This is a genomic window from Serratia sp. 4542 (genome assembly GCF_016805595.1).
Lineage (GTDB): Bacteria > Pseudomonadota > Gammaproteobacteria > Enterobacterales > Enterobacteriaceae > Serratia > Serratia nevei.
Genome location: NZ_RXKV01000002.1, coordinates 1 through 17302 on the forward strand (window position 1 = coordinate 1; position 17302 = coordinate 17302).

At 60.1% G+C, this 17302-nt stretch carries 17 protein-coding genes; 11 read left to right on the top strand and 6 right to left on the bottom strand.

All coding sequences use genetic code 11. The annotated features are described in order from the left end of the window. Positions 1–58 precede the first annotated feature (58 nt). Positions 59–634 carry a GDP-mannose pyrophosphatase NudK gene (gene nudK, locus EKL15_RS01095; RefSeq protein ID WP_049272608.1) on the bottom strand — a complete coding sequence of 192 codons (576 nt, stop codon included), beginning with the start codon at positions 632–634 and terminating at the stop codon, positions 59–61. A gap of 234 nt (positions 635–868) precedes the next feature. On the opposite strand from nudK, the gene EKL15_RS01100 reads away from it, so the two are divergent. The 3 genes from EKL15_RS01100 to EKL15_RS01110 all read left to right on the top strand — a co-directional run bounded on the left by EKL15_RS01100 (position 869) and on the right by EKL15_RS01110 (position 5239). Beyond that, positions 869–2515, top strand: a complete 1647-nt coding sequence (locus tag EKL15_RS01100; protein WP_157800491.1) for a M60 family metallopeptidase — start codon at positions 869–871, stop codon at positions 2513–2515. Positions 2516–2768: 253 nt separating this feature from the next. Further along, entirely contained in the window at positions 2769–4445 is a 1677-nt protein-coding gene (narQ, locus tag EKL15_RS01105; protein ID WP_100396721.1) for a nitrate/nitrite two-component system sensor histidine kinase NarQ, read from the top strand. A 161-nt stretch (positions 4446–4606) separates the two neighbouring features. After that, on the top strand, positions 4607–5239 hold the full coding sequence (locus tag EKL15_RS01110; protein ID WP_049197963.1) for a response regulator: 633 nt from the start codon (positions 4607–4609) through the stop codon (positions 5237–5239). Between the two features lie 32 nt (positions 5240–5271). On the opposite strand, the gene EKL15_RS01115 is transcribed toward EKL15_RS01110, so the two are convergent. Continuing rightward, on the bottom strand, positions 5272–5550 hold the full coding sequence (locus tag EKL15_RS01115) for a helix-turn-helix domain-containing protein (protein WP_004941750.1): 279 nt from the start codon (positions 5548–5550) through the stop codon (positions 5272–5274). A gap of 293 nt (positions 5551–5843) precedes the next feature. Between EKL15_RS01115 and acrD the strand changes: the two genes are divergently transcribed. Next, positions 5844–8981: a multidrug efflux RND transporter permease AcrD gene (gene acrD, locus EKL15_RS01120; RefSeq protein WP_060441179.1), complete on the top strand. Its 3138-nt coding sequence runs from the start codon at positions 5844–5846 to the stop codon at positions 8979–8981. 127 nt (positions 8982–9108) lie between these two features. Here acrD and ypfM read toward each other — a convergent pair whose 3' ends face one another. Continuing rightward, entirely contained in the window at positions 9109–9168 is a 60-nt protein-coding gene (ypfM, locus tag EKL15_RS24735) for a protein YpfM (RefSeq protein WP_100396732.1), read from the bottom strand. A gap of 216 nt (positions 9169–9384) precedes the next feature. Here ypfM and EKL15_RS01130 point away from each other — a divergent pair, with 216 nt between their 5' ends. Then, positions 9385–9864, top strand: a complete 480-nt coding sequence (locus tag EKL15_RS01130; protein WP_084827296.1) for a tetratricopeptide repeat protein — start codon at positions 9385–9387, stop codon at positions 9862–9864. 9 nt (positions 9865–9873) lie between these two features. Beyond that, positions 9874–10305 carry a GNAT family N-acetyltransferase gene (locus EKL15_RS01135; protein ID WP_060441177.1) on the top strand — a complete coding sequence of 144 codons (432 nt, stop codon included), beginning with the start codon at positions 9874–9876 and terminating at the stop codon, positions 10303–10305. Positions 10306–10312: 7 nt separating this feature from the next. Here EKL15_RS01135 and EKL15_RS01140 read toward each other — a convergent pair whose 3' ends face one another. Further along, positions 10313–10738, bottom strand: a complete 426-nt coding sequence (locus EKL15_RS01140; RefSeq protein ID WP_060424809.1) for a GNAT family N-acetyltransferase — start codon at positions 10736–10738, stop codon at positions 10313–10315. Between the two features lie 529 nt (positions 10739–11267). Here EKL15_RS01140 and EKL15_RS01145 point away from each other — a divergent pair. From EKL15_RS01145 to EKL15_RS01165, 5 genes are all read left to right on the top strand, one after another. Next, positions 11268–11819, top strand: coding sequence for a LuxR C-terminal-related transcriptional regulator (locus EKL15_RS01145; RefSeq protein WP_060424811.1), 552 nt, complete (start codon positions 11268–11270; stop codon positions 11817–11819). Positions 11820–12074: 255 nt separating this feature from the next. Further along, on the top strand, positions 12075–12461 hold the full coding sequence (locus EKL15_RS01150) for an ArsC family reductase (protein ID WP_060424813.1): 387 nt from the start codon (positions 12075–12077) through the stop codon (positions 12459–12461). Beyond that, on the top strand, positions 12458–13585 hold the full coding sequence (gene dapE / locus EKL15_RS01155) for a succinyl-diaminopimelate desuccinylase (RefSeq protein ID WP_084827295.1): 1128 nt from the start codon (positions 12458–12460) through the stop codon (positions 13583–13585). Before EKL15_RS01150 ends, dapE begins: the two co-directional genes overlap by 4 nt. Further along, complete coding sequence (locus tag EKL15_RS01160) at positions 13582–14256, top strand: M15 family metallopeptidase (RefSeq protein WP_048234517.1); 675 nt, start codon at positions 13582–13584, stop codon at positions 14254–14256. The genes dapE and EKL15_RS01160 overlap by 4 nt, the downstream gene beginning before the upstream one ends. A gap of 2 nt (positions 14257–14258) precedes the next feature. Beyond that, positions 14259–14444: a YpfN family protein gene (locus tag EKL15_RS01165; RefSeq protein ID WP_004941720.1), complete on the top strand. Its 186-nt coding sequence runs from the start codon at positions 14259–14261 to the stop codon at positions 14442–14444. Between the two features lie 30 nt (positions 14445–14474). Here the strand turns inward: EKL15_RS01165 and ypfH are convergent, their stop codons facing one another. Both ypfH and EKL15_RS01175 read right to left on the bottom strand, forming a co-directional pair. After that, on the bottom strand, positions 14475–15164 hold the full coding sequence (gene ypfH, locus EKL15_RS01170) for an esterase (protein WP_070914511.1): 690 nt from the start codon (positions 15162–15164) through the stop codon (positions 14475–14477). Between the two features lie 120 nt (positions 15165–15284). Continuing rightward, entirely contained in the window at positions 15285–17297 is a 2013-nt protein-coding gene (locus EKL15_RS01175; RefSeq protein ID WP_100396719.1) for a tRNA(Met) cytidine acetyltransferase TmcA, read from the bottom strand. Positions 17298–17302 lie beyond the last annotated feature (5 nt).

Below are 17302 nucleotides of genomic sequence, written 5' to 3' on the forward strand. Positions count from 1 at the left end.
TGAAGTAAGCGGCCTGGCGCCAGCCGATAAAAAAGCCGGTCATCGTGACCGGCTTTTTTTATGCCATCACCCGATGAATCTGCAAATATTGCAGCAGCATGATGGTCTTGCCGTCTTTAATGCGGCCGTCGGCGATCATCGCCACCGCTTCGCTGAACGGCAGTTCGATCACTTCGATATCTTCATCTTCAATGCCGCCGCCGGCCGCGCGCCGCTCATCGTCATGGTATTCGGCGATAAAGAAGTGCACGATCTCGGTCACGCCGCCCGGCGACATGTAGGCTTCGAAGATTTTCTTGACCTCGCCCACCTGAAAACCGGTCTCTTCCACCGCTTCGCGGCGCGCGCACTGCTCCGGCGAATCGGCGTCCAGCAGGCCGGCGCAGGCCTCGAGCAACATGCCGCTTTCGTTGCCGTTGACATAGGTCGGCATGCGGAACTGGTTGGTCAGCACCACCGTGCCCTTGGCGCGGTTGTACAGCAAAATGGTGGCGCCGTTGCCGCGATCGTAGACCTCACGCACCTGTTGCACCGAACCGCCGTTTTTGCGTTTCAGATCGAACGTGTACTTGTGCAGCACATACCAGTTGTCCGACAGCAGCTCTTTCTTCACATTCTCAATTTTCGACGACATGCCCTTTTCCCTTGAGTAGCAACCTGAAGATCATACCGCGATTGCGCCGCGCCGCGGCAGACGATTTGCAACAAAACATCATCGCTCCCAACGGTACCCCAACCTGAAATCATCTTAAAGTAAGTACATCTAAGTAGCGGAAAACCTGAAAAAAAACCATAAGGAAGAGCGCCAATATCATCCTAATAACACGCGCCTACTTTATTTTTCAACGCCTCTTTAGGGAAAACCAACGTGAAACTGACTCATCGCTGCTTGTTACCGTTAAGCCTTTTATTGATGGCCAGCGCCGGCGCCCACGCGGCGGACTGCGCCAACGTGCCGGAATGGACGGCTAAAACCTACGCCATCAAAGGCACACAGGTCATCAAGGACAATGCGCTGTTCGCCAATAAATGGTGGGCAGAAAAGCACCATATCCCCGGCGTAACCGGTTGGGTCGGCGAACCCTGGCAAAACCTCGGCCAGTGTACCGCCCAGGAAGCCCCCTGGTGGCAAGCCTACGCCGAGCAGGAGGGATTCAACGATGCGCTGCGTTACATCGGCACCAGCCTGGATGCGCTGAATCAAGACGCCGAACAGGCGCTGGCGGACTCGCAAGATGCCCGCACGCCGCTGTATTGGCTCAAGCGCACCATGCAGATGTACCCGTCAGACACGCCAAATGTCTACCGGCTGCCGATCGTTCACGCCGCCAGTTGGTACAACTCCTTGTATGGCAGCATGGCGCGCGGAATTTTCTTCTACACCCGCACGCTGGGGAATCAGGGCGACAGCGTCACGATCAAGACCGGGGCCATTCCGGCAGGCAGCTCATGTTTTGCGGCGACCAGCGCCCGTTTCGATAATGTCGACAGCATCTACTCGGAAAAACGAAAGCTTGATGCCAACAAGGAGACCACTTATACCTTCGCGCAAACCGGCGTACTGGCCTTAGGCTGCAGCCATCCGCAAAAACAGCAAAACGGCGAATTGGTCCGGTTTGAGGTGAGCGGCGGTGGCGACAGCAACCTGCACATTCTCGGTCAAAATACGCAAGGCGACTGGGAGCAACAGAAGGCCGGCGCCAGCATCCTGGGCGGCGTCGTGTTGTATGACGGTAAATCCAATCACTTCGTACCGAAGAAAATCACCGACAAAACGCAGGAGATCATCAATAAATCGCTGGGGGAAAGCCTCAGCATTGCCGCGCTGTATGAAGCGGTGAACGGCATGGATGGTACCCACGAGATGTTCACGGCGTCACAGGGCTCCCTGTTCCTCAACTACAGCAAATGCTGCAGCGCGGAATACCGCGAGGGCGCGGTCAACGTCGGTTTCTTCGCCGACAAGACCACCCGCGCCAATGCCGCTCACTGGGGGCTCTGGCACGAACTGGGGCACGAGAACGAGCCGCAGTGGGAATACAACGTGTTCCCCGAAGTGCAGGTCAACCGCTATTCGGTACTGGCCTGCCGCATGCTGTCGGAACGTAACGATTTTGACTATGGCCCGACCTGCAAACTGGGGGCAGACAAAGAGTGGGATCGGGATGCGGTGCGTAAGTTCCTCGCTTCGGAAGTGCGCTACGACGAGTTCCCGAAGCAGCAGCACGATCTCGCACTGGGATTCTTTACCCATCTGCTGCACGCTTATGATGAATCCTTCTTCCCGCGCATCAATCAGGAACGGTTGAAGCAGGCCTTCGCGGCACCGGGTAACACCATGCAGGATAAATATAAATACGTCTTCGGCACGCCGCAGAAGGTCATCGACTTCAGCGTGGTCGTCTACAGCCGGGAGGCGGGGCAGGATCTGCGCGAGTACTTTACCCGCTGGGGGTTGCGCTTCAGCGATGCTGCGGCGAAACAGGTTGCCGCGATGCATCTGCCGACGCCTTGACCGGCAGTGACAAAAACCGCCGACGAGGAGCCTTGCGCAAGATTTGATCCACGCTAAAGACAAATCGCCGGAGGAAACCAGCCCGCCGCTGAACATCGGCGGGCATTTCGCTATTCATTTGATTATACGACGACAATTGTTCCCGTTTTGTTGACAACTTGATACAAATCGCGGTGCATTTTAGTTGCAAAAGTTATAGTTTTGCTTTCGAATGAAACTGGCGAAGCGCCTCACCTGAGAGAAGGATCCGTGATTGCTTGTTAAACGTTCCGTGACCGGCAGCCTGGCCAGAGCGCTGTTCGGCATCGTGATACTGTCGGTGCTCGCCACCGGGTTGGCGTTGACCACCGTCGCCGGCAGCCAGAGCGACGCCGAAGCGATCAATATCGCCGGTTCGCTGCGCATGCAAAGCTACCGGCTGGCCTTCGATCTCGACCAGCAGAGCCCGGAGCTGGAGCTGCACCTGCAGCAGTACCGGCAATCTTTACAGGCGCCGGCGCTGCAAAAGCTGGCGCGGTTTTACGTACCGGCCGAGGTGCGGAATCACTATCTGGCGCTGCAACGGGCATGGCAAACGATGGAGCGCCAGATCCGCGGCGGGCAGGCGGCCGCCTACCGGGCGGAGGTCGCCGGCTACGTCAACCGCGTCGATCATTTCGTTTCTGCCCTGCAGCGCTATTCGGAGCTGAAACTCACCCTGGTGGCCGCCGTCAGCGTGATCGGTTACGCCGCCATCATTGGCCTGGTGCTGTTCTGCATTCGCTTTATGCGCCGCCAGGTGGTCACGCCGCTGCAGCATCTGGTCGACGCCAGCCAGCGCGTGCAGCAGCGCGACTTCAGCCACCCGCAGCTGGACGTGGCGCTGCCGAACGAGCTCGGCGTGCTGTCGCAAACCTTCAGCGCCATGTCGGACGAGCTGGCCCGGCTCTATCAGTCGCTGGAGCTGAAAGTGCAGGAAAAGACCCGGCGCCTGCAGCAGGCCAACGAAACGCTGGAGGTGCTGTATCGCTGTTCGCAGGCGCTGAGCGTGCGCCAGATCGATCAGCAGGCGTTCGAGAATGTGCTGCGCATCGTGCGCCAAAGCGAACGGCTGCGCTGCATCCGGCTGAACGTGGCGGACGACCACGGCCAGTGGCAACTGAATGAAGGGGAACCGGCGCCGACGCAAGCCTGGAACACGCTGCCGATCACCCAGAGCGACAAACCGCTTGGCGAGCTGCGTTGGCAGCCCGAGGCGCACCCGCCGCATCCTCATCTGATGCAGAGCTTGGCCAACATGCTGGGCCGCGGCGTCTACTTCAACCGGGCGCAAAAGCAGCACCAATATTTGCTGTTGATGGAAGAGCGCGCGACCATCGCCCGCGAGCTGCACGATTCGCTGGCGCAGACGCTGTCGTTCCTGCGCATTCAGCTTACGCTGCTCAGGCGCGCCACCGATGCGCCGGCGGCGCAGGTGATTATCGACGATTTCGATCGCACGCTGGCCGATGCCTATCGCCAACTGAGAGAATTACTGGCCACCTTCCGTCTCAATATTCAGGAGGCGGACCTGAACGCCGCGCTGGAGCAGCTGTTGCAGCCATTAAAGGCTCTAACCCCCGCGCGGATTCAGTTACACTGTCGGCTACCTTCGCAGGCGCTCAATGCCCAGCAGCAGGTGCACGCGCTGCAGATCGTGCGCGAGGCGGTGCTCAATGCCGTCAAGCACGCCGGGGCGAATGAAATCACCCTGTGTTGCGAAGTCAACGCCGCAGGCGACAACGTATTCAGCATTATCGACGACGGTTGCGGCATCGCCAGTCTGGAGGAACCGGAAGGGCACTACGGCTTGACCATCATGAGCGAACGCGCGGCGCGATTGGGAGGAACGCTGCACATTCGGCGCAGAAACGGCGGCGGCACGGCGGTCTGCCTGACATTCCCGCCCTGACCTCGCCGCTGTTCACTTTGCGTTACGGCTGCCGCCGGGCAGAAGGCCGCCCGGGGAGGTTTGCGGCGAAGATTGCCGCTATTTTTGAAGAGACAGTCCCACTGTGAAGCACGCCCCAGGGCGCGTTTGAGTGGCTTTACTTGCTACAGGGAGCATATTTCATGGTGATGAAGCAATACCGAGTCATGATCGTTGACGATCATCCGTTGATGCGGCGCGGCATCAAACAACTGCTGGGACTGGATGCGCGATTTGGCGTGGTGGCAGAGGCCGGCAACGGCAGTGAGGCGGTTGCGCTGGCACTGCAGCACACGCCGGACGTGATCTTGTTGGATCTGAACATGAAAGGCATGTCCGGGCTGGACACGCTGCGGGCCCTGCGCGACGAAGGCGTGGATGCGCGCATCATCGTGCTGACGGTTTCCGACGCGCGCAGCGATCTGTATGCGCTGATCGACGCCGGCGCCGACGGCTACCTGCTGAAGGACAGCGAGCCGGAACAGCTGCTGGAACACATCAGCGCCGCCGCCGAAGGGCAGAACGTGATCAGCGACGCCATGGCCGACTATTTGCTGGCGCGCGGCGAGCAACGCGATCCCTTCGCCGCCTTGACCGAACGCGAGCTGGACGTCTTGCAAGAGGTGGCGCGCGGCCTGTCCAACAAGCAGGTGGCGGCGCAGTTGCATATCTCTGAAGAAACCGTGAAGGTGCACATCCGCAACATACTGCGCAAGCTGGACGTGCGTTCTCGCGTGGCGGCGACGGTGATGTACCTGGAGCACAAAAGTCAATGATCGCCCCGCCCCGGCCAATGCGCCGGGGCAGCTTACTCGATGGCGCTGAGCAGCGCCTGATGATGCTGGTGCACCCAGCTCTTGTTGAACGGCCCCCAGCTTTCCAACTGATAAAAACCGTCGTTGTTGCGCACGCCCTGCTGCACGAACTGCAGCTCGACGCCCATGCCGGGCAGCGCCTTCAGCACATCCTGCAACGTGCGGCGCGGCCAGCCGGTCAGCGCCATCAACCGCGGCACATTGGGCCGCTCACTGTGGCTGATCAGCCAGCACAAATAAAGCCGACGGGCAAATACCGGGTTAATTCCCATGCCAAGCTCCTGCTGTAAGGTAAGTCCAGTTTTTACTTTCCGGTTCCCTGCGGCGAAGAGATGCGCAAGGCCTTTGATAGTAATAAAAATGTCTTAATAGCGTACAATTACCGACGCCAGTACACCCACGCCGTTTTCCGCTACCGTTATTTACACTATCTCCTTTTTTTCTCCACGCTTTCCTCGGCTATCCCGAGTAAAGTGCAATAGCGCCGGAATCCTTCCCTGCCGCTGAAATGCATAATTCTGATGCGTTTTAAAGATAGAACAAGTCATAACGAGGTTCGCGCTGCATGGCCAATTTTTTTATTGATCGCCCGATTTTTGCCTGGGTGCTGGCAATTATTCTTTGCCTGACCGGGGCGTTGGCGATTTCTTCCCTACCGGTAGAACAATACCCGAATTTGGCGCCGCCGAACGTGCGCATCAGCGCAACTTACCCAGGTGCTTCGGCGCAAACGCTGGAAAACACCGTTACTCAAATCATTGAACAGAATATGACCGGCCTCGACAACATGATGTATATGTCGTCGCAGAGCACCAATACCGGCCAGGCCACCGTCACGCTGACGTTCGAAGCCGGCACCGATCCCAACGAGGCGATGCAGCAGGTGCAAAACCAGCTGCAGGCGGCGATCAAACGTCTGCCGCAGGCGGTGCAGAATCAGGGAGTCACGGTGTCGAAATCCGGCGACACCACGCTGATGATGGTGGCGTTCGTCTCCACCGACAACAGCATGGACAAGCAGGACATCGCCGATTACATCGTCTCCAACCTGCAGGATCCGCTCAGCCGCATCAACGGCGTCGGCAGCATGGACGTGTACGGCTCGCAATACGCCATGCGCATCTGGCTCGATCCCAACAAGCTCAACAGCTACCAGCTCACGACCCAGGACGTGGTCAAGGCCATTCAGTCGCAGAACGCCCAGGTGGCGGTCGGCCAGCTGGGCGGCACGCCGTCGGTCGACAAGCAGGCGCTGAACGCCACCATCAACGCCCAGTCGCAGCTCCAGACGCCGGAACAGTTCCGCCAGATCACGCTGCGGGTCAATCAGGACGGCTCGCTGGTGACGCTGGGCAACGTCGCCACCGTCGAACTGGGCGGCGAGAATTACAACTACCTCAGCCGCTACAACGGCATGCAGGCCGCAGGCATGAACATCAAGCTGGCCTCCGGCGCCAACGAACTGCAGACCGACCAGCTGGTGAAGGACAAGATCGCCGAGCTGTCGCAGTACTTCCCACACGGGCTGGAGGCCAAGGTGGCCTATGAAACCACCCCGTTCGTCAAAGCCTCGATCAAGGACGTGGTGAAAACGCTGCTGGAAGCCATCCTGCTGGTGTTCCTGGTGATGTACCTGTTCCTGCAGAACTTCCGCGCCACGCTGATCCCCACCATCGCCGTGCCGGTCGTGCTGATGGGCACCTTCGCCATCCTTTCCGCCTGCGGCTTCAGTATCAATACCCTCACCATGTTCGCCATGGTGCTGGCGATCGGCCTGCTGGTGGACGACGCCATCGTGGTGGTGGAAAACGTCGAACGCGTGATGAGCGAGGAAGGCCTGCCACCGCGTGAGGCCACGCGCAAATCCATGGGGCAAATCCAGAGCGCGCTGGTCGGCATCGCGCTGGTGCTGTCGGCGGTATTTGTGCCGATGGCGTTCTTCGGTGGCACCACCGGCGCCATCTATCGCCAGTTCTCCATTACCATCGTCTCCGCCATGGTGTTGTCAGTGCTGGTGGCGATGATCCTGACCCCGGCCCTGTGCGCCACGCTGCTCAAACCGATCGCCAAGGGGCACCATCACGGCAAGCGCGGCTTCTTCGGCTGGTTCAACCGCATGTTCAACCGCAACGCCGAACGCTATGAGCGCGGCGTGGGGCGGATCCTGCACGCCAGCGGCCGCTACATGGTGATTTATCTGCTGTTGCTCGGCGGCATGGCGCTGCTGTTCATCAAGCTGCCGACCTCGTTCCTGCCGCAGGAAGACCGCGGTATCTTCACCGTACAGGTGCAGCTGCCGGCGGGCTCCACCCTGCAGCAAACCTCTAAGGTGGTGGAAAAGGTCGAGCAGTACTTCCTGACCGAAGAGAAACAGGATGTGGTGTCGGTGTTCGCCATCATCGGCTCCGGCCCGGGCGGCAACGGCCAGAACGTGGCGCGCCTGTTCGTGCGATTGAAAGACTGGGATCTGCGCACCTCGGGCGCCAACAGTTCGTTCGACATCATCGATCGCGCCACGCTGGCATTCAACAAGATTAACGAAGCGCGGGTGATCGCCAGCAGCCCGCCGGCGATCACCGGCCTCGGCAACTCCTCCGGCTTCGATATGGAGTTGGAAGACCACGCCGGGCTCGGCCACGCCAAGCTGATGGCGGCGCGCGATCAGCTGCTGCAGCTGGCCGGGCAAAACCCGCTGCTGTCGCGCGTGCGCCACAACGGCCTGGACGACAGCCCGCAGCTGCAAATCGATATCGATCAGCGCAAGGCCCAGGCGCTGGGCGTGTCTATCGACGACATCAACAACACCCTCTCCACCGCCTGGGGCTCGACCTACGTCAACGACTTCGTCGACCGCGGCCGGGTGAAAAAAGTCTACGTGCAGGCCGCGGCGCCGTTCCGCATGCTGCCGGATGACATCAACAAATGGTATGTACGCAACAGCGCAGGCGGCATGGTGCCGTTCTCGGCCTTCGCCACCTCACACTGGGAGTACGGCTCGCCGCGGCTGGAGCGCTATAACGGCAGCTCGGCGCTGGAGATCGTCGGCGAGGCGGCCAACGGTGTCAGCACCGGCACTGCCATGGCGGAAATGGAGAAACTGGTCAGCCAACTGCCGACCGGCTTTGGCCTGGAATGGACCGCAATGTCCTATCAGGAACGGCTGTCCGGCTCACAGGCGCCGGCGCTGTACGCCATCTCGCTGCTGGTGGTGTTCCTGTGCCTGGCGGCGCTGTATGAGAGCTGGTCGATCCCGTTCTCGGTGATGCTGGTGGTGCCGCTGGGGGTGATCGGCGCGGTCGCCGCCACCTGGCTGCGCGGCCTGGAGAACGACGTTTATTTCCAGGTTGGCCTGCTGACCATCATTGGGCTGTCGGCGAAAAACGCCATTCTGATCGTCGAGTTCGCCAATGAGCTGAACCATAAAGGGCAGGATCTGATGTCCGCCACGCTCGATGCGTCACGCATGCGTCTGCGGCCGATCCTGATGACCTCGCTGGCGTTTATCTTCGGCGTGCTGCCGATGGCCACCAGCAGCGGCGCCGGTTCCGGCAGCCAGCATGCGGTCGGCACCGGGGTCATGGGCGGCATGATCTCCGCCACCCTGCTGGCCATTTTCTTCGTGCCGCTGTTCTTCGTACTGGTGCGCCGCCGTTTCCCGGGTAAAGCGCATCCGGCAGGCAATACGACGGCCGCCGGGGACTGACCCGCGGGATATAAAAAAAGCAGCGTCGGGTGAACCGATGCTGCTTTATTTCGAACGATAATCTCGTTCCCAAGGTGTTTCAGTGACGCTCCAATGACTCAACCTTGCCATCTGCTTCAACGCTGTGTCAGTTGCCCAACATCTCATCAATGAAGTCTTTCCAGTTTCCTAATTCACGATCAACCATAATACTTTACAACCTCAATTATTTGACGAAGCGGATTCTACGCCTGTTTTTTGACCATGTGAAGGGAAACGGGAACGATGCCGGGCCCGGAAACCGGGGTTAGCGCACATTTTCGTATTTATCTGATCAATACTCAGTGCAGCTATTCCCTTGTGATATCAATTTCTCCACGATAGCGTGTAAAAGGTATAAAAATACGCCAATGGAGCGCCGATCATGTCCACCTCTTTGTCTCTTTCACAGCTGAAAACGCAGGGCCGCTATCAGGAAGCCACTGCACTGGCGCTACGGCAGCTGGCAGCAGAACCGGAAGCGGCGATGCTGCACTTTCAGCTGGCCTGCCTGTATGACGTACAGGGTCTGGAGCAACAGGCCATTCCCTGCTACCTCGCGGCGCTGGCCCGCGATTTGCCGCCCGCCCAGCGCCGCGAGGCCTGGCTGGGCCTCGGCAGCACCTACCGCGCCCTGGGAGAATACCCGGCTTCGCTACGGGCTTTCGACGACGGCCTGACCGAGTTCCCGCAGGCCAACGAGCTGATGCTGTTTCGCGCTATGGCGCTGTACAACCTGGGCGAAAATAAACGGGCCGTGGCCGATCTGTTGTTGCTGTTGGCGGACACCTCGTCAGACCCCGACATCCGCGGCTATCAGCGCGCCATTCGGCACTATGCCGCCGATCTCAATGTTATTGGTTAGAGGAAAACGATGGAAATTGTCACCGATCTGAACCGCCGCGCCATCGACTGGCAGCGGCTGTGCGAATTGCTGGAGGCAGCCGGACTGGGCAAGCGCGATCCACACACCCTGCGGCGCGTTTACCAACACAGCCAGTTTTGCTATTGGGGGTTTATCGGCGACGAGCTGATCGCCACCGCGCACGCCATCAGCGATCTGACCTCGGTCGCTTACCTGGCCGACGTGGCGATCGATCCGCGCTTTCAGGGACAGGGATTGGGGCGCCGGTTGATGGATCGGGTGATGCAAGACCTGGCGCCGCTCGGCAAGATTTTCATCTATTCCGTCCCGGAAAAGCTGGCCTTTTATAAAAAGTACGGCTTTCACGATTTGACCACCGGCATGGTGTATGCGGACGGCGCCTCCCTGCAGCGCCTGCAACAGGGAGGCTACGTGCGTTAAACGCGCTTCACAGGGTTTTGCTCATAAAGATACGGCTAGTCCCCGGCGGCAAGCAAGGCACTTCGCCCATACGTTGCCAGCCATGCCGTTGATAAAAGTCCGGCGCCTGAAAGCTGATGGTGTACAACACGGCGGAAAGGCAACCGCGCCGGCGGCCTTCCTGTTCGAAGCGGCGTAACAGTTCGCTGCCCAGCCCCGCGCCGCGCAGCGCTTCCGGCAGATAAAAGAGATCGAGAAACAGCAGCCCTAACGATGAACGCCCGGTAATTCCCCCCAGAACTTCCCCACTGTCGGGATCTTTTACCACCACCGCCAGCGGCAGACGATCGCCGTAGCCGATCTGTTGATCATTAAAACGGTCCAACCCCTCCGCAATACAAGACGTTATTTCCGGCGTTACCCGATCGGAAATTTCGATATGACATTCTTTCACGCCAGCTCTCCGTATCAACCGTCCACATTACGCGCTGTTCGTCGCTCAAAACATCGCATTTTCTTTGTTTAGATTTATCTTTATCTCAATTTTAAACCGAATTTCCGCATAAACTCATAGACTGTCTTTCCACCGTTCAAAATAAAACCGCCAGCGCGGCAAGAAAACAAGAAATATCTTAGTTATTAACCCATTAACGAAATCAGCCACGCTACAAGTATCGATAAAAACGATCGAATTTACTTTTGTGATAGGTGACATCTATGTTAATTCCTTTTAATAACCTGAGTATTAATAGAGGATTTCTATTCTATTAAACCGTCTCCGGCTAAAGGGCCGGCTAAAAAGCAGATTTACTCTTTATAAATCATGTTAGTATATGAGACTTTCCTTATTTGCCGCCGCCGAGAGAGAGCCTCCGCCTACGCGACAAGATAAGTTCAATGTGAAATTATTTAGATTGTTTCTTTTTTTATGTTTTAAGATATCGATCCTCACCGGGAAATAGAAAGTAAAGGACTATAATAAAATGGAAATTGATATTTTCAGCGATTGTGCCTATACCAGCGTCGGCATCCGACAACTCATTAAGCAAACCTGGGCGGAAAAACGCGCACCGGCCGGCTTTAGCCGCAAAAGAGTCTGCTTCATCGATGTCACCATCGCCAATTTTGAAGCGCGTTACCGCGATGAATATGCCAACCCCAACACCTACAAAATAGTCATTATCACTGACTGCCCGCATGAAATGGTGATTGTCGACAGAAAGACCATTATATTATCAAACCTTATATCATTGAGCCGTTTTAGCCACCTGATCGGCGACTTATATAAACGTTACAGCCACTATACCGAGCCGCCGCAACTGTCCCAGCGTGAGTCACTTTTCCTCTCGGAATGGTCGACGGGAAAATCGCTGGCCGATATCAGCAGTGCCATGAATATCAGAAATAAAACCGCCAATCATTACAAGTCACGAATAATGAAAAAACTCGGCGCCAGCCGGATAAAACCGCTATTGCACATTACCCGCGTGCGCTGTTTAACCGATCGTTTAAACATAAGAATAAATAAAGAGTAACGCCCTCTTCTTCAGATTCGCATTTGCGGCTGAACGCCTTCGCCGGCATCTCTTCGAGAGCACCGCCGGCGAAGGCCGCCGCTCCGCCACGTTGCCTCTCCCTCTCCCAGGCACCCAAACGCACCTCGCCCGCATCGTTGTCTGGATCTCGCCGCCGCTTTACTGGCATTATCTCTGCTATCGCCGGGCGGCGAGAGGGCCAAAGATCGCGCCCGCCGCTCAGTATCGACTCGACGAGACAGGTAGCTTTACGCCATGGCAAACAAACCGCAACAGACAACGCTGACGATGTACGGCATCAAAAACTGCGACACCATCAAAAAAGCCCGCCGCTGGCTGGAAGATCAGGGCGTGGCCTATCATTTTCACGACTACCGCGCCGACGGCCTGACCGAACAGCAGCTGCGCGGTTTTATCGCGCAACTGGGTTGGGAGCCGCTGCTCAATACTCGCGGCACCACCTGGCGCAAGCTGGATGAAGCGCAACGCAACGCCTGCGATAACGCCGACGCCGCCATCGCCCTGATGCTGGCGCAGCCGGCGATCATCAAACGCCCGCTGCTGAACGACGGCAACGGCCACGCCCTGCTCGGTTTCAACGCCGACGCTTACCAGCAATTTATCGCCGAGGTCGCCGTATGACTTGCCCGGTTATCGAACTGGCCCAACAGCTGATTAAACGCCCTTCCCTCAGCCCAAATGACGAAGGCTGCCAGCAGCTGATGATCGATCGCCTGCAGGCGATCGGTTTCACCGTCGAGGCGATGGACTTCGAAGACACCCAAAACTTCTGGGCCTGGCGCGGCGAAGGGCAAACCCTGGCGTTTGCCGGGCATACCGACGTGGTGCCGACCGGCGATGAAAAGCGTTGGGATAACCCGCCGTTTGAACCGGCGATCCGCGACGGCATGCTGTATGGCCGAGGTGCGGCAGACATGAAAGGCTCGTTGGCCGCGATGGTGGTGGCCGCAGAGCGCTTTGTCGCCGCCAACCCGAATCACCAGGGCCGCCTGGCTTTTCTGATCACCTCCGACGAAGAGGCCAGCGCCACCCACGGCACGGTTAAAGTGGTCGAAACGCTGATGGCGCGCAATGAGCGCCTGGATTACTGCCTGGTCGGCGAGCCGTCCAGCACCGAGCGCGTCGGCGACGTGGTGAAAAACGGCCGACGCGGCTCCATCACCGCCAATCTGCACATTCACGGCGTGCAGGGGCACGTCGCCTATCCGCACCTGGCGGACAACCCGGTGCACCGTGCCATGCCGGCGCTGAATGAACTGGTGGCGATCGAATGGGATCGCGGCAACGATTTCTTCCCGCCGACCAGCATGCAGATCGCCAACGTGCAGGCCGGTACCGGCAGCAACAACGTGATCCCAGGCGATCTTTACGTGCAGTTCAACTTCCGTTTCAGCACCGAACTCACCGATGCGATGATCAAGCAGCGCGTGGAAGAGCTGCTGGAACGCCACCAGTTGAATTACAGCATCGAGTGGCGGCTGTCCGGCCAACCGTTCCTCACCTCGCGCGGCGCGCTGGTGGATGCGGTGGTCAACGCCGTCGAGCACTATTCTGAACTGACGCCGCAGCTGCTGACCACCGGCGGCACCTCCGACGGCCGCTTCATCGCGCAGATGGGCGCGCAGGTGGTGGAACTGGGGCCGGTCAACGCCACCATCCACAAGGTCAACGAATGTGTCAACGCCGCGGATCTGCAGCTGCTGAGCCGCATGTATCAACGCATCATGGAGCAATTGGTCGCATGATCAACGCAGAGATGCTCACCGGCCGCTCAACCGAACACCTGGCGCCGCTGAGCGGGAACCACCGGTTGCAGCCGCAGGCGGTCAACGCCTTTCTGGCGATGCAGCAGGCGGCGCGTGAGGCGGGATTCGATCTCCAGCCCGCCAGCACCTTCCGCGATTTCGACCGGCAGTTGGCTATCTGGAATGGCAAATTCTGCGGCCAGCGGCCAGTATTAGATAAGGACAGCCGCCCGATAGACGTTGCGCCGCTGTCCGCCGCCGAGCGCTGTGAGGCGATCCTGCGCTGGTCGGCCCTGCCGGGCGCCAGCCGCCATCACTGGGGCAGCGATCTCGACGTGTACGACCCGTCGCTGCTGCCGGAAGGGCAAAAGCTGCAGCTGGAGCCGTGGGAATATGAAGAAGGCGGTTACTTTGCGCCGCTCAACCAGTGGCTGACGGCGCATATGGCCGAGTTCGGTTTCTATCGCCCCTTTACCGAAGACAGCGGCGGCGTGGCGGTAGAGCCGTGGCATCTGAGCTACCGGCCGCTGGCGCAAGAAGCCGAGCATTTGCTGACCCCGGCGCTGTTGCTGGCGGCCTGGCAAGATAAGGAGGTCGCCGGTGCCGAATGGCTCGAACGCCATCTGCCATCGATTTTTTCGCGTTTTATACGCAGTGAAGGAAAGGAGTAGCTATGCAATGGTTAGCTGATTACTGGTGGATTATCCTGCTGGTTCTGGTGGGAATGGTCGTCAGCGGCATTAAGGAACTGCGCCGCGTCGACGTGAAAAGCTATCTGGCCAACAAGCCGGAGATACCGCCGCACCGCGACAACAACGCCCAGTGGGATGACGAAGACGACTGGCCGAAAAAGAAATGACATCAGGGCGCTCATCGGCGCCCTGAATTTTTAGCGAAAGGCGATCAGCTCGCCGCGCTTGCCGGACAATGCCTCGTCCCAGTAGCGCTGCGGCACATAATAATGCAGCCTTTCCAGCGCGGCGTTCATCATGCCCTGGTTGATTGCGTGCCCGACGTTTTCCTCCACGTCCAGCGTAAAATCGGCGCCGCCGGCCCGTAGCGCTTCTGCCGCCGCGTGAGCGTGTTGCACCGCGATCACCGCGTCCTCTTCACCGTGGATCAAATGCACCACGCTGTCGCCGAAAGCCTGCTCAGGCAGCTGGGCGAAACGCCCGCTGAACGCGACCACGCGCCCGGCCAGCCGGGTTTCCGCTTTTAACGCCTCAAGCGCCATGATCGCCCCCTGCGAGAACCCCACCAGCGCCGTGCCGGCATAGCCTACGCCGCTCAGCTGCTGCCAATGGCGCACCACCGCCACAAACTGCGGCATTACGTCTGCGATGCGGGCCGCGCGGTTCTCTTCAGTCACGTCCTGCACCGAAAACCACTGGCGCCCGGCGCCGTTGCCGAACGCTTCGGGGCCACCGATGCTCACCACCTGTGCCTGAGGAAAGTCTTTGGCGAAGTAGCTGCCGATCTCCCCCATCGCCACCGGGTTGTCGCCGACACCGTGAAACAGCAAGATCAGCTGCGCCGCCGGGGTCGCCGGGCTTTGGACAACGAAATGCTCATGTTTCATCGATGACTCCTTAATAGTAACCCAACCTGGTGCGGCGACAGTCGTCGCCTCACCGCTGACAGTGACTATACGCCGTTGAGAAATCGGGAAAATCGGGTTTTATTGAGCGAGTTATTCAATTTATTGCAACGACTGCGTCCAGTCGCGCCAGTAGCGGCAGTGCTGCGCATTCAGCTGTTCCAGCGCCTGCGCCGCTTCGTGCCGCCAGTGGCGCAGCAAGGCTTTCTGGCCGCTGACGCCCGCCAGCTCCGCGCAGGCCGCCGGGGATTGCCGCCGTTGCAGATGGCCGCGCAGCGCGGGCAGCGGCAGATTGCTGGCCAACAGCAAACGCTGCAGTGCCCCCAGGCTGGCCTCCAGCGGCCGATGGGCGAAAGCGAACCCGGCCAGCTCGCGCCAATCCTCTTCGCCCAGCGGCGTGTCGCCGTCGTCGCCCGGGATCGCCAGCGCGAGTTCAATGCGCTGCCGTAGCCAGGGCCAGTCGCGCGCCAGATGCTTGTGCGCAGCGTGCCGCAGCGCCTCTCCTTGCTCGCTCAGGGGCAAGATAGCCATCGCGGTATAGCAGCCGCTGCTGGCCTCCGGCTTGCTGCCGATGCGCACCAGCTCGAAACCGCAGGATTGCCAAAAGCGCCACAGCGGCTCGGTATAGCCAAAGCTGACCGACAGAAAATCCAGCCCCTGCGCCTGGCGGCGTTGCCGCTCGACCAGCTGACGCGCGATACCCTGCCGCCGCAACGCCGGCAGCGTCGCGATGCGGGTAATACGCCGTGACCGCAGCGTCGGCGCCCACCACTGGCCGCCATGCGCCGCCAGCGACTGCGCCACCAGGTTGCCGCGCGGCCGGCGGCGGCCGGCCCACACATCGTGCGCCAACTCGGCGCTCAAGCCGCCTTCGTCCACCAGCCACACGGCGCCGACCACCTCCTGCCCGGCCTGCGCCAGCCCGAAGTGCATGCCGGGTGCATCCATCAGCCTGCGCAAATCCAGCGGCGAAGTGCGGTAATGCGCGCTGCTCAGCAGAGCATAGAAACGCGCCAGCCGCTGCGGATCGGCGCACAGTTCGCGCTGGTCCGCCTGGCTGTAATCGATCGTCTGGCCATCCGCCGGCCAGGCGGGCAGCTCGTTGAACAACAGCGCATTGTCCGTTATCCGTTCCAGCGCATCCCCCTGCGCCCAGCGCATCGGCTGTTGCAGGCTCAACGCCTGATAGGAAGGCAGCCCGGCGCAAAACTTCAGCAGAAAACCACGGCCGGTGCCCTCATAGCCCTGCACCGTGGTGGTCAGCAGCACGCGCGGGAAATAACCGATCAGCTGCTGCAACAACGGCGCGGGGATCGCCGCCGCTTCATCCACCAGCAGCCACCCCACGGCGCTGACGTCCCCCTCCCGGCACTGTGCCAGCAGGGCATCGGGCGCCCAAAACTGCGCGCGCCCCTGCGCCCATTCCCCAGCCACCTCAGTGGCGGCGCGGCTCGGCCCGGTTATCCAACAGGTCAGCGGCGACTGCGCCACCAGCATGCCGGCCAGTGTCGATTTGCCGCGGCCGCGGGCGGCGGTCAACACCCACACGCCGGATTCGGCCTGCAGCAGCGTCGTCAAGATCGCCTGTTGTTCCTCGGTCGGCCGGCCGTCCGGCGGCTGCCATCCTTCACGCGCCGGCAGCGCGGCCAACGTCAGGGGCTCATCCTGCCGCCAGATCGTCACTTCGCGGTCGTCGGCCAGATGCTGCTGCAGGTGGTGGATGAAATGCGGGGTGGTAATTGGCTGCGGGCAATCGCTCCAGCGCAGGCTGTCGCCGTCCGGCTGCTGTGGCCATTGCCGCCAGGGCGGCGTCAGCAACAACAGCCAGCTGCCAGCGCGCAATGCGCCGCACAGCGCCGCCAACGCCTCAACGTCCAGCGACTGACCGGCGTCGAACACCGCGTGCAGCCGTTCCTGCCCCAGCAGTTGGCGCACTGCGCCGCTCGCCAACGCCGTCAGGCCGGGCGGCGGGTTTTCCCCCACCCACGGCCAGTCGCCCGGCAGCATCGCCGCCAGCCGCTGCGCCTGTTCGCGACACCAGTCGGTCTCACCGCTGAGCACCAGCAGGCGCCGGATGCCCTGTCGCCGCATGAGTTGTTGCGCTGCCTGTAACATAAGGC